Genomic DNA, 16,370 nt, shown 5'->3' on the forward strand with positions numbered 1-16,370 from the left:
GGCGCCGTCCTGGTTGACGGCCGAGCCGCGGAGTACGGCGAGGACCTGGTGGCCGTTGGCCTGGGCGTCGGAGAGTCGTTCGAGCAGGACGAGGCCGACGCCTTCGGAGAAGCCGGTGCCGTCGGCGCCTTCGGCGAACGCCTTGCACCGGCCGTCCTGAGCGAGACCCCGCTGGCGGGAGAACTCCACGAAGACCGTCGGGGAGGCCATGACGGTGACACCGCCGGCCAGTGCCATGGAGCACTCGCCGTTGCGCAGGGCCTGCGCGGCCAGGTGCATCGCCACCAACGACGAAGAACACGCCGTGTCCACGGTCACCGCGGGACCCTCGAATCCGAAGGTGTAGGCGACCCGCCCCGAGGCCACGCTGCCGGCCGTGCTGGTGATCAGATAGCCCTCGAAGCTGCCGGCGTGGGACCCGGTCGGAGCGGGGGCGTAGTCGCTGTACATGACACCCGTGAACACGCCCGTGTTGCTGCCGTGCAGCGTTCCCGGCTCGATGCCCGCCCGTTCGAGCGCTTCCCAGCTCGTCTCCAGCAGCAGGCGCTGCTGCGGGTCGATGGCCAGTGCCTCGCGCGGCGAGATGCCGAAGAACTCCGGATCGAAGTCGGCCGCGTCGTGCAGGAATCCGCCGCGGCGGGTGTAGCTCTTCCCCAGGCGGTCAGGATCGGGATCGTAGAGGTCCGCGACGCCCCAGCCGCGCTGCTCGGGGAAGTCGGAGATCACCTCCTGCCCCTCGACGACGGTCTGCCAGAAGGCCTCGGGCGAGTCCATTCCACCGGGATAGCGGCAGGCCATCGACACGATCGCGATCGGTTCGTCCCCGGCGGCCACAGTGGCGAGCGTCTGCGCGGAGACGTCCTCGCCGCTCGTGACGAGTTCGCTGTGCAGGTGACGCGCGAGGGCTTCGGGGGTCGGCCGGTCGAACACGAGGGTGGCGGGCAACCGCAGGCCCGTGGCCGTGGCGAGCCGGTTGCGCAGTTCGACCGAGGTGAGGGAGTCGAAGCCGAGCATCTTGAAGGAGCGTTTGGGATCGCCGGTCGGGCCGGCGGGTTCGCCGAGCACGACGGCCACCTGCGTCTGCACCAGATCCCGTAGCAGCTGGTGCTGTTCGGCCCGTCCCAACCCGGCCAGACGCCCGCGCAGCTCGTCCGTTCCCGTACCGGCCGCACCGGAGAGCGCGGTGCGGTCACCGGCGGTCTCGCCGCGTCGCCTGGTCGGGGTGCGGACCAGACCACGCATGACGGCCGGGAGCGAGCCGGTCCCCGCCTGGGAGCGCAGGGCCGCGGCGTCGATACGGGCTGCCACCACGAGTGGCGGCGCGTCGGTGGTGAGCGCGGTGTCCAGCAGTTCCAGGCCGCGTTCGGTCGCCAGGGGACGGATACCCATGCGGCTCATCCGCGCCAGGTCCCGGTCGCCGAGATGGCCGGTCATGCCGCTGGACTCGGCCCACAGCCCCCACGCCAGGGAGACCGCCGGCAGGCCCTGGGACCGTCGGTGTGCGGCGAGCGCGTCGAGAGAGGTGTTCGCGGCCGCGTAGTTGGCCTGCCCGCCGCCGCCCGCCACACCGACGACGGAGGAGAACAGTACGAAGGCCGACAGGTCGAGGTCGGCTGTGAGCCGGTGCAGGTGCCAGGCGGCGTCGGCCTTCGTCCGCAGTACGGACTCCGTCCTCTCCGGGGTGAGCGAGGTGATGACGGTGTCGTCCAGGGCACCGGCCGCGTGCACGATCGCGGTGAGGGGGTGCTCCGCCGGCACTTCGGCGACCAGGCGGGCCAGAGCTGCCTGGTCGGCGACGTCACAGGCGGCGAAGGTCACCTCGGCGCCGCGGGCGGTGAGCCGGGCCGCGAGGTCCGCGGCGTTGGGGCTCTCTGCCCCCCGGCGGCTGACGAGCAGCAGGTGGCGTACGCCGTGCCGGGAGACCAGGTGCTGGGCGACGAGGGCGCCGAGCGTGCCGGTCGCACCGGTGATCAGGACGGTTCCGTCAGGGTGCGGCGGTCGGCCGGTGCCGACGTCCTGGACCACGTCGCGGGAGAGCCGCGGTACGTAGGGTGTGCCGTCGCGGAGGGCGAGCTGGGTCTCTCCCGCCGACCGGGCCGCGGTCACGGACTCGGTGAGCGATCCGGGCACGCGGTGCGCCGGGACCCGCTCGTCGGAGTCGACCAGGAGAAAGCGGTCCGGCTGCTCCGCCTGCGCCGCCCGGACCAGGCCCCACACGGCGGCCTGGTCCGCGGCGGCCAACGTCTCACCGGGCCGTACCGCCACCGCCCCCCGGGTCACCACGACCAGCTGTGATCCCGCGAGACGTTCGTCGGCCAGCCACTCCTGGAGGAGTGCCAGCGTGCCGAGCACCGCACCGTGGTCCGTACCCGTGCTCTGGCCGGAGTCGCCGGCCGGGGAGGGCAGGGCCGCGATCACCACGTCGGGAATCCCGTCGTGGCCGGCGAGGAGTTCGGACAGGCCACCGGAGCCGCTGCCCGCCACGTCGAGAACCGCCCAGGTGGTGCTCTCCGCGCCGCTTTCCGCCGTGGGCAGCGGAGTCCAGCCGAGGGTGTACAGGGCTCCGCCGTCCCGGGAGGCGGCGGCGAGCAGGTCACGGGAGATCGTCCTGGTCGTGAGGGAGTCGACGCTGACGACAGGCCGGCCGAGCCGGTCCTCCAGCAGCAGTTCCACGGCGTCGTTCCCGGCCGGGCGGACGCGTACGCGCACCGCCGAGGCTCCGGTCGCGTGGGACTCCACACCCGCCCACGCGAACGGCAGGCGTACACCGCCGGCCCCGTCCCCTCCCAGCAGCCCGACGGCGGCCAGGGGGTGCAGGGCGGCGTCGAGGAGGGCCGGGTGGGTGCCGAAGCCGTCGGTGTCGACGCCCTCCGGAAGGACCACGTCCGCGTACACCTCTTCGCCGAGCCGCCAGGCGGCGCGCACCCCCCGGAACGCCGGTCCGTACTCGTACCCCTGCGTGCGAAGCGCCGTGTAGAGACCGTCGACGTCGACGGGCGTGGCGCCGTCGGGCGGCCAGGCGCCCTCCGCCGCCGGCCGGACGGTACCGGACGGTGCCGTCGTCAGGGTGCCGGTGGCGTGCCGCACCCATGGCCGGTCCGGTGCCTCGTCCTCCGGCCGGGAGTGCACGGTCAGCTGCCGGGCGCCGGCGGCGTCGGCGGCGCCCACCACCACCTGGAGGCGCACCGCCCGCTCCTCGTCCAGGACGAGGGGCGCCTCGACGACGAGTTCGTCCACCCGCTGGCAGCCGCACTGGACGGCCACCTCCATGGCGAGGTCCGCGAAGGCGGCACCCGGCAGCAGGGCGGTCCCGGACACGACGTGGTCCGCCACCCACGGATGCGCCGCCAGCGACAACCGCCCGGTGAAGACCGACTCGTCGCTGTCCGCGACCGGCAGCGACGCGCCGAGCAGAGGGTGACCGCTCGCCTCGAGCCCGGCGGCGGACACGTCGGCCGCGGTGGACCGGGAAGGCGCGATCCAGTACCGCTGGTGCTGGAAGGCATAGGTCGGCAGGTCGAGGAACGGAGCCCCGTCAGTGGTGCCGGGAAGGGCCGGGATCCAGTCCACGGGCAGGCCGCGGACATAGCCCTCGGCGGCCGACAGCAGGAACCGCTCCACGCCCCCCTTGCCGCGCCTCAGCGTCCCGACCACGGCGCCCGCGCCCTGCTCGCGTTCGTCCTCCAGCACGTCCGTGATGCCGACCGTGAGGACCGGGTGCGGGCTGACCTCGACGAACGTGCGGTGCCCGGAGCGGATCAGGGCGCGCACGGTCTCCTCGAACCGGACGGTGTGCCGGCCGTTGCGGAACCAGTACTCGGCGTCCATCTCGGCGGTGTCGAGCAGGCCACCGGTGACGGTCGAGTAGAAGGCGGTCGTCGCCGGTGACGGACTGGTGTCCGCGAGGACTTCCAGCAGATGGTCGTGCACGGCGTCGAGTTGCGCCGAGTGAGAGGCGTAGCCGACGGGGATGCGCCGCGCCGCCACACCGAGGTGCGAGCACTCCGCGAGGAAGGCGTCCAGCGCGTCCGGCCCGCCGGAGACGACGGTGGAGGAGGGGCCGTTGACCGCGGCGACCTCGATCTCGCCTTCCCAGCGCGGCAGCAGGTCCGCCACCGCCGCGGCGGACAACGGTACGGAGACCATGCCGCCTCGGCCGGAGAGCGTGAGCAGCGCGCGGCTGCGCAGCGCGATGATCCGGGCGGCGTCCGCGACGGTCAGGGCGCCGGCCACGCACGCCGCCGCGATCTCGCCCTGCGAGTGCCCGATCACCGCGTCCGGTACGACGCCCACGGACTCCCACAGTGCCGCCAGGGCGACCATGACGGCGAACAGCGCCGGCTGGACGACGTCCACGCGGTCCAGGGAGGCCGCGCCCTCGGCCTCGTACAGGACGTCCATGAGCGACCAGTCGGTGTGCGGAGCGAGAGCGTCCGCGCATTCGCGCACCCGGGCGCGGAAGACCGGCGAACTGTCCAGCAGGTCCCGTGCCATGCCCTGCCACTGCGAGCCCTGACCGGGGAAGACGAAGACGGTCCGCCCCAGCTCGTCACCGGCCGTGCCCAGCACGGCTCCCGGGACCTCCTCACCGCGGGCCAGGGCCGCGAGGGAACCGCTCAGCCCGGCCAGGTCCCGGCCGGTGACCACGGCACGGTGCTCCAGAGCGGCACGCGTGGTCACCAGTGCCCGGCCGACGGCCGCGGGCGTCGGCGGCACGCCGTCGTCCACCCCGCCGTCGGGGGAGCCGCCCCGTCCGGCGAACGCCGCGAGGCGGCCCGCCTGTTCGCGCAGTGCGCTCTCCGACCGCGCCGAGACCACCCAGGGCACGCACGGCGCCGTCGCGCCACCAGCGCTCGGGGACCCGTCGTCGTCCGGGACCCGGCCGGTGTCCGCGTCACCGCCACCGCCACCGACGCCGGCGCCCTCGTCGTGCCGCGGCTGCGACGGCGCCTGCTCCAGGATGAGGTGGGCGTTGGTGCCGCTGATCCCGAACGAGGACACGGCTGCCCGCCGGGGCCGCCCCGTCGGCGGCCACTGCACCGGCTCGGTGAGCAGTGCCACCCGGCCGGCCGACCAGTCGACGTGCGGTGAGGGCTCGTCGACGTGCAGGGTCCGCGGCAGCGTTCCGTGCCGCATCGCCATCACCATCTTGATGACGCCACCCACCCCGGCCGCCGCCTGCGCGTGGCCGATGTTGGACTTGAGCGACCCGAGCCACAGCGGTCGCTCCGCCGGCCGGTCCTGACCGTAGGTGGCCAGCAGGGCCTGCGCCTCGATCGGGTCGCCCAGCGTGGTGCCGGTGCCGTGCGCCTCGACCGCGTCCACGTCGCCCGGTTCGAGCCGGGCGGTCGCCAGCGCCTGCCGGATGAGGCGTTCCTGGGCCGAACCGTTGGGCGCGGTGAGACCGTTGCTCGCCCCGTCCTGGTTGATCGCCGAACCACGGACGACCGCCAGTACGCGGTGGCCGTTGCGCCGGGCGTCCGAGAGCCGTTCCAGCGCGATCATGCCGACGCCCTCGGCCCATGCCGTGCCGTCGGCTCCCGCCGCGAACGCCTTGCACCGGCCGTCGGGTGCAAGGCCGCGCTGCCGGCTGAACTCCACGAACATGCCGGGGCCGGCCATCACCGTCGCCCCGCCTGCCAGAGCCAGGGTGCACTCGCCCATCCGCAGTGCCTGACACGCCAGGTGGAGGGCGACCAGCGAGGACGAACACGCCGTGTCGACGGTGACCGCCGGACCTTCCAGACCGAGGGCGTAGGACAGCCGGCCCGAGGCGACACTGACCGTCTGCCCCGTCAGCAGGTATCCGTCGAGCCGCCCCCGCGACTCGTACAGACGCGGGCCGTACTCCTGCGCGCTCGCGCCGACGAACACACCGGTGCGCGACGCACGCAGCGACGAGGCGTCGATCCCGGACCGCTCGGCGGCCTCCCAGGCGATCTCCAGCAGCAGTCGCTGCTGCGGGTCCATGGCCTGGGCCTCACGGGGGTTGATGCCGAAGAAGGCCGGGTCGAAGCCGGCGGCGTCCCGCAGGAAACCGCCCGCCCGGGTGTAGGCCGTGCCGGGACGGTCGGGGTCGGGGTCGTAGAGGCCGTGCAGGTCCCAGCCGCGATCGGTGGGGAACCCCGAGATCGCGTCGGTGCCGGAGGCGACCAGCTGCCACAGGTCCTCGGGGGACCCGACACCGCCGGGGAAACGGCAGCTCATGCCGATCACCGCGATGGGCTCGTCCTCGGACGCCGGGCGCGGCCGGTCGTGGCCGTCGCCGGCCCCGGTGCGCCCGGCGGCGGTCCCCGCCAGGAGGGAACGGAGGTAGCGGGCGAGCGCGGTCGGGGTCGGGTGGCCGTAGAAGGCGCTCGTGGTGACCCGTCGCTCCGTGGCGGCGCTCAGCCGCTTGCACAGTTCGACGGCGAGCGGCGAGTCGAAGCCGAGCTCCTTGAAGGCGTGGTCGGTGCCGACCGCCTCGGCCGTGACGTGGCCGAGGACGATGGCGATCTGTGTGCGCACCAGTTCCAGCAGCAGGCGGTCCTGCTCCGGTGCGTCGAGTCCGGCGAGCCGGGCACCCCACGACGTCCCGTCGACCTCCCCGGGTTCCGCTCCCGGGACCCCCTCCGCAGGGGGGACCTCTTCGGCCGTGGCGCCGGTGGCTTCCTCCGCCGCCGACAGCGTGCGGTGCCACGCCGACAGCGCGGGGGCCACCGCCCGCAGTGCGGACCGCTGCTCCTCGGGGAGTTCCAGCGTGGTGGTCAGCGCCTCCACGTCGGCGTCGTCGACGGCCTTCCAGAACGCCGCCTCCACCGGCGTGGCGGCGCCGGGGACCGGCTCGGGCCAGTGCCGGGTGCGCTGGAAGGCGTAGGTGGGCAGGGGCGTACGCCTGCCGTCGGCGGTCACCGTGCCCCAGTCCACCGCCGCGCCGTGGACGTGGGCCTCGGCCAGCGCCGCCAGCACCGACTGCTCCTCGGGCTGGTCGGGGCGCAGCACCGGGATCAGCGCGGTGCGGGAGGTGCCGTCGGCGTCGACCTCGGCGAGCACCGTCTCCGCCATGGAGGTCAGCACCCCGCCGGGCCCCACCTCGACGAACGTGTCGACACCCAGTCCGTGCAGGGCGGCCACCCCGTCGGCGAACCGCACCGGGCGTCGGACGTGCTCCACCCAGTAGCCGGCGTCGGCCAGCTCCCGGGCCAGCGCGGGCCGGCCGGTGAGATTGGAGATGACGGGGATGCGCGGGGCGTGGAAGGCGAGCCCCGCGGCCACCTCGCCGAACTCGGCGAGCATGGGCTCCATGAGGGGGGAGTGGAAGGCGTGGCTGACCTTCAGCCGCCGCACCCTGCGCCCCTGCGCGGCCCAGTGGGCGGCGACCTCCTCGACCACGGCCTCGTCCCCGGAGACCACCACGGAGGCAGGGCCGTTGACGGCGGCGATGTCCGCCCGGTCCTCGTGCCCGGCCAGCGTCCGCCGCACCTCGTCCTCGGTCGCCTCGACCGCGGTCATCGCGCCGCACGCGTCCAGGGACTGCATGAGGCGGCCGCGTGCCGCCACCAGCGTGCAGGCGTCCGCCAGTTCGAGGACACCGGCGGCGTGGGCGGCCGTGAGCTCACCGATGGAGTGGCCGGCCAGGTGGTCGGGCCGGACGCCATAGTGTTCGAGGAGCCGCCACAGCGCCGTCTCCACGGCGAACAGGCCGGTCTGGGTGAAGAGCGTCCGGTCCAGCAGCCCGGCCTCGGCGCTACCGGACTGTGCGAACAGCACTTCGCGCAGCGGCCGCGGCAGCAGCGGGTCCAGGTGGGCGCAGACCTCGTCCAGCGCCCTGGCGAACACGGGCTCCCGCCGGTGCAGGCGGTGGCCCAGGCCGGCGTACTGGCTGCCCTGCCCGGTGAAGAGGAAGGCGGTGCCGCCCTGCTTGCCGGCCGTGCCGCGGAACAGTCGCGCACCGCCTTCGCGGCCCGCGGCCAGGTCCTCCAGAGCGGCGCGGAACCCGTCCGCGTCCCCGCCGAGGACGACGGCCCGGTGGCGGAAGTGGGTACGGGTCGTGGCCAGCGAGTGGCCGATGTCCGCCAGGTCCGGGCCGGGCCCGGCGTCGAGACGTTCGCGCAGCCGCCGGGCCTGCTCGCGCAGCGCGGCCGCGCTGGGTGCCGAGACCGTCCAGGCCGTGGTGCCCCTCCTGGCCGGCTCACCGGTGGCGTCCTCCGCCTGCGACCGGTCGGGCGCCTCACCGAGCACGACATGGCAGTTGGTGCCGCCCATGCCGAACGAGGAGACGCCGGCGAGCAGGGGGGCGTCCGGGTCCGGCCAGGGCGTGAGGTCACGCTGCACCGACAGCCGCAGGGCGTCCAGGTCGATGCCGGGGGCCGGGCGTTCGAAGTTGAGGCTGGCCGGGATCAGCCGGTGCTTGATGCTGAGCGCGGTCTTCAGCAGGCCGACGATGCCCGCGGCGCCTTCCAGGTGCCCCACGTTGGTCTTCGCCGATCCCACCCGCAGCGGCGGCCGGGAAGCGGCGGCGTCCCCGAACACGGCACCGAGGGCCGCGGCCTCCACGGGGTCGCCGACACGCGTTCCGGTGCCGTGCAGCTCCACGTACTGGACATCGGCCGGCCGGACCCGGGCGCGTGCGCAGGCGCGGCGGATCACCTGGGCCTGCCTGTCGGGGCTGGGGACGGTCAGCCCGTCCGTGGTCCCGTCGTTGTTGACCGCGCTGCCGTGCACCACGCAGTGGACCGGGTCGCCGTCGGCCAGGGCGTCGGCCAGCCGCTTCAGCACGACCAGCACACCGCCCTCCCCGCGCACGTAGCCGTTGGCCCGTGCGTCGAAGGTGAAGCAGCGGCCGTCGGGCGAGAGCCCACCGAACCGGGCGGCGCCCTCGCTGCTCTCCGGGGTGAGGATGAGGTTGACCCCGCCGGCCAGCGCCAGGTCGGACTCGCCGGTGCGCAGGCTCTCGACCGCCATGTGCACGGCCACCAGGGACGACGCCTGGGCGGCGTCGACCGTGAGGCTGGGCCCCTGCAACCCGTAGGTGTAGGAGATGCGGTTGGCGATGATGCTGCGCTGGGTGCCCGTCAGCGTGTGCGGCGTGATCGCCTCGTGCCCCCCGCGGAGCAGCACGCCGGCGTACTCGTCCCAGATCGCTCCGACGAAGACGCCGGTGGCGGTGGCGCGCAGCGTGTCCGGCACGATGGCGGCGTCCTCCAGCGCCTCCCAGCTGAGCTCCAGCATGAGCCGCTGCTGCGGGTCCATCACCGTGGCCTCGCGCGGTGAGATGCCGAAGAAGCCGCAGTCGAACCGGTCGACCTCGTCGAGGAAGCCGCCGCGACGGGTCTCCGGCCTGGCCGGCACGGCGTCGCCCCAACGGTCCCGGGGGGCGTCGGTGATGGCGCTCCGTCCCTGCCGGAGCAGCTCCCAGAAGCCCTGCGGATCGGCTGCCCGGGGCAGTCGGCAGGACAGCCCGATGACGGCGAACCGGTCCTGCTGATCCGGGATCTCAAAGCCGTGGTGGTCAGGGTGGTGTGTCGCAGGGGTCTCGAACTGGCCTCGCATCGTCGCCTACTGTCCCCTCGTGCGTGCTGCCTACCCGAGGCATCCGCGGCCGCCGCAGGCGCCGCGCCCGGTCACATGAACGGCCAGGATCAGCGGTGCGACTTGCGGTGCCCTTTGCTCGCCCTAAAGAGGCGCTGAGTTAGCGGAGCTTTAGCGAGGTCCGGTTGCATGCCGGCGAGCAGGCCGGAGAGCGGATCCACCCGGCGGAGTGAGCTTCCGACAGGAGAAGTGCCCATGCGCGTGCTGTTCGTTCCGGCGGCCATGAGGCCGCACTTCTACCCGCTGGTGACACTCGCCTGGGCCTTCAGAGCCGCCGGTCACGACGTCCGCGTGGCGGGCCAGCCGTCCATCGTCGAACAGATCGCCCGGTCCGGGCTGCCCGCCGTGTGCGTGGGCGCCGAGCACGACCTGCTCCAGAACATGCGGGAGATCTTCCAGAACCCGGCGGTCGACCTGGCGGCGGTTCGGCGGCGCATGTCCCGCGTCGCCACCGGCGGGCGCAGCCCGAAGTGGGACAGGGCGGCCCTACGGGAGCTCACGCCCGAGGAGGAGCGGCTGCGCGAGCAGGTGACCTACCGGCCGCACACCATGGCGGCCGAGGCGATGGCGGCGGACCTGGTGCCGTTCGCCCGTGAGTGGGGTCCCGACCTCGTCGTCAGCGACCCCCTGCCCTACGTGTCGTCCCTCGTGGCGGAGGTGCTGCAGGTGCCCCTGGTACGCCACCTGTGGGGACCGAACTCCACCCGCCGGCTGGCCGGGCACGGCGGGCCGACGGACCGCACCGCGGCGGACGCCTGGCCGACGGAGCTGGTGGCCCTCTTCGAGAAGTACGGGGCCAGGGTGCGTGACGACCACGCGCGCCTGACCGTCGACCCGACGCCCACCCGTATGCAGATCGACGACATCCCCCACCGCCTCCCGGTCCGCTACGTGCCCTACAACGGCTCGGGCACCGTCCCCGGCTGGTTGACCGAGCCCGCCGGGCGGCCCAGGGTCTGCGTCACCTGGGGCACCACGACCGCGGCGCTCACCAGCCGTGAGAAGTACGTGGTGCCGACGATCCTGGAGGAGCTGCTGGAGCTGGACGTCGAGGTCGTCGCGACGCTCAACCGGGAGGAACGCGAGAAGCTGGGCGAACTCGACGAGCGGGTGCGGCTCGTGGAGAACCTGCCTCTGGACTGGCTGCTGCCGACGTGCCACGCCATCGTGCACCAGGCCGGCGCGGGCACCATGCTGACCGCCGCGGCCCACGGCGTCCCCCAGGTGGCCGTGCCGCAGGCCACCGACCAGCCGTTCAACGCGGCGATGCTGCGCGGCACCGGCGCCGGGCTGACCGTCGACGTGGACGGGTTCCGCGACGGTGACATCCGCAGGACGGTGGCTGCCGCGATGAACGACGTGTCGGTGCGGGAGTCCGCCCGCCGGCTGCGCGAGGAGGTGCGGGAACAGCCTTCCCCGGCGGAAGTCGTCGCGACGCTGGAGAAGCTGGTGTGAGGGCGTCGCCCGGTACGGACCGGCAGGACGACCGTGACCACACGGTGCCGGCTCCCGGGGGCCGGCACCGACATGAGCAACCGACCGCCGCTCGCGCGGACGCCAGGTGGAGGACTGCAGTGATGCCCGACGAACCCCTTACCTTCCCGATGCCCAACACCGGTCTGTTCGATCCTCCCGAGGAAGTGCTGCGGATGCGCGAGGGGCGGCCGATCGCACGGGTCCGGTACCCCGACGGCGCTCTGGGATGGATCGTCACCAGGCACGCGTCCGTGCGCATGGTCCTCAGCGACCGGCGGTTCAGCGCCAGGAAGGAACTGCGCAGTTCGCCCCTGAGCAGCGTCCGGGACACCACGCCGGCGATGCCCGGGATGTTCACCGCGATGGACCCGCCCGGACACACCCGGTACCGGCGTCTGCTCACCGGCCAGTTCACCGTGCGGCGGATGCGCCGGCTGACCTCGCGCGTCGCGCGGGTCGCCGAGGACCACCTGGACAGGATGGCGAAGGCCGGGCCGCCCGTGGACCTGGTGCGGGCCTACGCGACGCCGATCCCCACGGTCATGATCAGCGAACTGCTCGGCGTGCCTCCGGAGTACCGCGAGGACTTCCTGCACGAGACGGAGCAGATGCTCCGCCAGAACATCACCCCGCAGGAGAAGCGGCAGACCGTCGCCCGGCTCACCGAGCACGTGGGGAGGCTGGTGCGGCGCAAGCACGAGGAACCGGGCGACGACGTGCTCGGCGGCCTGGTGAGCAGCGGGGAGCTGACCGATCAGGAGGCGGCCAACATGGGCTTCATGCTGCTCGCGGCCGGCCTCGACACGACGGCGAACATGTTGGGGCTGGGAACCCTGGCGCTGCTGCGCCACCCTGACCAGATCCCGGCGATCATCGACCCCGACAGGGTCGAGAACGCCGTGGAGGAGCTTCTGCGCTACCTGCCGATCATCCCGGGCACCATCAGGGCGGCCCTGGAGGACGTGGAGGTCGAGGGCGTGCGCGTCAAGGCCGGGGAATCCGTCATGGTCTCGCTGCCCGGAGGCAACCGGGACCCGGAGAAGTACCCCGACCCGGACGTGCTGGACCTGGACCGGCAGGCGGGTGGCCAACTCGCCTTCGGATACGGCATGCACCAGTGCCTCGGGCAGCAACTGGCCCGGGTCGAGATGAAGGTCGCCTTCCCGGCACTGTTCCGCCGCTTCCCCGACCTGTCGCTGGCGGTCCCGGTGGAGGAGGTGCCGTTGCGCACCGACATGGTCATCTTCGGCGTCCACGCGCTCCCGGTGACGTGGTCCTGGACCTGCTGACCCGGCCCGACGACGGAGGCCCCGCCCGCGGATCCGCCCGGCCGGCGGGCACGCGATGCCGTTGTTTGAGTTGGTCACGAAGGAGACCCGGTCCGGATCGATTTGCTCACCGCCAGCCACTCTGACGATGATCCGGTTCAGACAGTTGTGCACCACCAGGTGCGCCCAGACCTCCTGGCGGGCCGGGGCCGGCGTCGTCGAGCGAAGCACCTGTGCCGGGCCGCGCTGGAACGTCTTGACCTGGCGGTACGCCGACTCGACCTCCCACCGCTCGTGACACAAGGCTGCCGGCTCAGCCGCGGGGTAAGCCTCGATGTCCATCAGATCGGTCAGCAGTCGGATCATCTCGCCGCCGTCGACGCGGTACTTGATCGCCCGCACCGTCACTCCGCCGGGATGTGAGGCCCGCTGACCGGCCAGGCTCATTCACCCCAGACAGCTGCCGTCCCGCGGCATCTTCGTCGGCCTGGACGCGACCGTCGACCGGGCTCGCAGCAGCAGGTGCGCTGCGGCACCCGTGTATGCCTTCCACAGCTCCACTCCGGGAAAGCCCCGGTCCATGATGACCAGCATCCCGGCTGCCGGACTGGCCATCTGCACTGCCAGTTCCCGCTCGCCGCCGTTGAAGCTGCCGATCCGGGCGTCGATCGAGGTGTGCGTGCCGGTCTCCGTCAGCGTCACCACCCGCACCTGGGGGAACCCCGCCTCAGCCCAGCGGGCGTCGATCGGCCCGCCGAAGAACGCCAAGCCCTCCCCGATAGCGGGCAACCGGTCGGTCGAAGCGCGTCGCGGTCGCGCGTAACTGTAGCCTGCCCGGGGTCCGGCTTCGCCGCCTCGGCAGAGAAGTCGGCCGGCGGACACGAGTGTGACTCCGCCTCGCGCTGGGCGCTGACACGTTGCTGGTGGACGAGGCGGGTGTCGACGCCGGCGATCAGCGCGAGTGTCACGGCGGCTGCGGTCCACGCAGCGCGGACGCGGGCTCGGTAAACACGCCGGCGCTGCGTGAACGCACCAGGAACTCCCGCTCCTCCTCGGAGCCGTCCTGCGGTTCAGCGGCGCGCTGCCACGTCGCCCTCGTGCTGGATATGTACGTGGGTGATGCGGCAGCGCGGCCAGGTGCCGTGCCGGGCGGCGTGGGAGCGCGCCTCACCTGCCCGAGGCCGCCCAGGCCCAACTCGTGGTCACCGGACACCTGGGCGGCCCGCGCTCGTGCTCGCCGTCCTCCCCACTCGCTTCAGCATCGGACCAGGTGACGGGAAGAGCGGTCCGTGCCATCCGGCGACGGCGCTCGACCACCGCGGTTCAGGAGTCGGTGATGCGGAGCAGTCCGCCGACACAACCCACATACGCCGAACCGTCGGCCCCGATCGACACCGGGGCGTAATGGTTGTTGAACAGTGGTCCGGCGCCTGCCAGCCGACTCCACGCCCGCTTGCCCGTCCGGACGTCCAATGCCGTGAGGTACCAGGCGTCCGGAGTTCCGGCAGAGTGCTCTTTGGGCTTGAAGGCCAGTTCCGCGGCGGACGGATGGGTGTAGGTGTAGAGCAGCCCATTGCCCAGTGCCACTTTGCTGACCACGCTTGGGATGCGCTCAGTGGTGTTGGACCAGGCGATGGTGCAGCTCCGGCGCGCGTAGTCGACGTGGACCCGGACCACACCGGGGACCGTGTCGGACGTCCGCTTCCCGAGAAGCCCCTTGAGCAGCGTTTTGCCGTCGGCCGTGTACCCGTAGTTGTTCTCGGCTATCAGATCGCCGTCCACCGCAATCAGACCGTTCTCGTCGGCTCCTCTCCACGCCGGGAAGACAGGCTCGGAGCACACTTTGGCCGGACCGGCCTTTCCACGGGCCATCACCAGCACGTGCATCCTCGGATCGGCGTTGTCCGTGATCGCCACGTATCCGCCGCCGGGCCCGGACGCCGGGCCGATGAGAGTCGGGGTGGTACCGCTGCCCCGGTCGAACTGACCAGGCTTTCGCCGGGTGCCCCTGTCGTACACCGCCCGCCAGGTCACCTGGGGTGCTCCCTCCGCACCCGCGTCGAACCGGTAGAGCGCATGGTCACTGACGACGAACACCCCGCCCGACTCGTCGACCGCGATGCTGTTGGCGATCTGCTCGCCGCGCAGTGTCTGAGACCGCACGACGCCAGTGGCCAGGTCGAGGGTGCCGACGACACCGCTCCCGGTCACAAACCACAGCAGCCCCGACCAGTCAGGCAGGGCAGAGACGATCCCAGCGGTGCCGATGACCGGTTTCAGGTCATAACTGCGCTGGGTCACGAAGCTGTTGCCCTTCACCGCCACGATCTGGACGTCACCGGTCTTGGTCGGGACGACCACGCGATCCTTGTCGTCCAGATAGAAGTATCCGCCGCCCGTCACGTCCGTGGTGCTTGTACCGACGGTTCCCGGGAGTTTCATGCTGGCGATCGTGTGCAGGTCGCCCGGGTCCAGCAGCATCAGTCGCGGCGCGCGCCCCGGGGCCAGGCAGACGGTGACCAGCCGGCCCCTGGAATCGAACGTGACCGAGCCGCACAGCCCGCCCTGCAGCCGGGTCCGTACGGTCAGACCGTGTCCCGCGGGGCCTTCTTGGGCGTAGGTGTCCGTCTGATAGGCGTCGTCGTGCAGGTTGCTCGTGCCGTTGGGCGCCATGAAGGGATGACGGGGGACGGCCGGGGCATCGACCGGGTCTGCCACGACCGCGTGACCGGTGAACGGCTCGAGGTGTGCCGCACGAGGATCGCCGGGTATGGGCAGGGCGGGTAAGCGGGGATGTTCTGCCGCCGCGGTGGCCGGCAGTGCGGCAAGCCACACTGCGGCCGCCACGAATAACACGAATAACAGGAAAAAGCGTCCTCCACGCATCGCGTGACCGCCTTCCAGGAATCAGAGGGCCCGCAAGCTACTATCAAACCGTTTCAGGCACAACGGAATGCGCCGCGTTCTCATGTCACCGCTGTACCTGTGAAAACCGTCGACACGCAGAGATGGCCTGATTCCGGTGTCGCTCGCCGCAAGACGAGTGAACTCTGCGGCTGACCTCGATTCTTCGGCGGTGCTCGTGGGCTGACGGGTCCGGCTGGCCGCCCGGTCTATCCTCTGTTGTTCGAGGACGGGCGGTCGCGTGACACTGCGGGTGCGCCGGCTTCCACGGGCCGGTGTACTGCTGTTTCTCCTCCCGCTTCCGGGCGGCGGCCGTCTGCCGGGCTCGCCGCGAAGAGATGGATGTGGAACCGGAAGAGACCGGTGCTGCTGAGGGACTGATGGAGCGGATCGCCGCGATCGATGTGGCGAAGGCGTCGGGGTGGTGTGCATGCGATTGCCCCACCAGAGCCGGGAAGTCCGCGGTGTCCAGGAGATCTGGAATGTCGCCGCGACCACGAACGCGGTCCTCGAACTGGGTGACCGGCTGCTGTGCCAGGGCGTCACACGGGTGGTGATGGAGGCAACCGGCTCGTGTCGGAAGGTGTTCTTCTCCCTCTTGGAGGGCCGGGGCCTGGAGTGCTGGCTCGTCGATGCCCGGGACGTGAAGAACCTGCCCGGCCGGCCCAGGACCGACAAGCTGGGGTCCCGTCGGGACTTCCCGGGGGTCACGGTGAGCCGGCGGCTCGGTGAGCCGGATCTGTTGATCACCACGGCCGGCGGGGCGGTGGCGGCCGGCCACCGTGAGCGCGCCCTCGACGGGACGGCGGCCACGGTCCGCGACTCCGGCCCCGCGGTCGCGCTGGAACGGGCGGTGCTGACCGCGTTCACCCAGGTCCCACGGAACAGTGGTAGCGCCCGGCATCCAGCTCGCGGGCCCGGATCTGCGCGGGCGGCAGCTCGGCGTACTCGCCCGAGTTCATCAGCTCCAGGACCACCGCCCGCTCCTCGGGTGTGAGGGATGAGGGCTGGACCTGCTGTTTTCTGGGTTTCCGCTCGGGCGGGGGCCGCAGCCGGCGGTAGTGGGTGGCCCGGGAGCGGCCGGTCAGTCGGCACGCGGCCGTGATGCCCAGTTCGCCCTGGACGCCGGTGAACGCGTCGTCGGCCACCGGT

6 protein-coding genes are annotated in these 16,370 nt (G+C 72.5%); 2 read left to right on the forward strand and 4 right to left on the reverse strand.

Annotated elements, in window-relative coordinates; translation table 11 throughout:
* A partial coding sequence (locus VT52_RS21405) for a type I polyketide synthase (protein WP_071387528.1) occupies positions 1-9,531 on the reverse strand: 9,531 nt, incomplete at its 3' end.
* Positions 9,532-9,765: 234 nt separating this feature from the next.
* Here VT52_RS21405 and VT52_RS21410 point away from each other — a divergent pair.
* Both VT52_RS21410 and VT52_RS21415 read left to right on the forward strand, forming a co-directional pair.
* Positions 9,766-11,025, forward strand: coding sequence for a nucleotide disphospho-sugar-binding domain-containing protein (locus VT52_RS21410; RefSeq protein WP_071387529.1), 1,260 nt, complete (start codon positions 9,766-9,768; stop codon positions 11,023-11,025).
* A gap of 122 nt (positions 11,026-11,147) precedes the next feature.
* Positions 11,148-12,335, forward strand: a complete 1,188-nt coding sequence (locus VT52_RS21415) for a cytochrome P450 (RefSeq protein ID WP_071387530.1) — start codon at positions 11,148-11,150, stop codon at positions 12,333-12,335.
* Between the two features lie 426 nt (positions 12,336-12,761).
* On the opposite strand, the gene VT52_RS21420 is transcribed toward VT52_RS21415, so the two are convergent.
* The 3 genes from VT52_RS21420 to VT52_RS21430 form a co-directional block, all read right to left on the reverse strand.
* On the reverse strand, positions 12,762-13,082 hold the full coding sequence (locus tag VT52_RS21420; RefSeq protein WP_071387531.1) for a transposase: 321 nt from the start codon (positions 13,080-13,082) through the stop codon (positions 12,762-12,764).
* Positions 13,083-13,637: 555 nt separating this feature from the next.
* Entirely contained in the window at positions 13,638-15,200 is a 1,563-nt protein-coding gene (locus tag VT52_RS21425; protein ID WP_071387532.1) for a hypothetical protein, read from the reverse strand.
* 884 nt (positions 15,201-16,084) lie between these two features.
* The gene (locus tag VT52_RS21430; RefSeq protein ID WP_071387533.1) at positions 16,085-16,366 is read right to left on the reverse strand and encodes a hypothetical protein; all 282 of its coding nucleotides are present in this window, start codon (positions 16,364-16,366) and stop codon (positions 16,085-16,087) included.
* Positions 16,367-16,370 lie beyond the last annotated feature (4 nt).

This window comes from Streptomyces malaysiense (genome assembly GCF_000980885.2).
Lineage (GTDB): Bacteria > Actinomycetota > Actinomycetes > Streptomycetales > Streptomycetaceae > Streptomyces > Streptomyces malaysiense.

Bases quoted from the DNA above. Each gene is read 5' to 3' on its own strand.
- VT52_RS21410 (WP_071387529.1), top strand. From the start codon at position 9,766: ATGCGCGTGCTGTTCGTTCCGGCGGCCATGAGGCCGCACTTCTACCCG.
- VT52_RS21415 (WP_071387530.1), top strand. From the start codon at position 11,148: ATGCCCGACGAACCCCTTACCTTCCCGATGCCCAACACCGGTCTGTTC.
- VT52_RS21425 (WP_071387532.1), bottom strand. From the start codon at position 15,200: ATGCGTGGAGGACGCTTTTTCCTGTTATTCGTGTTATTCGTGGCGGCC.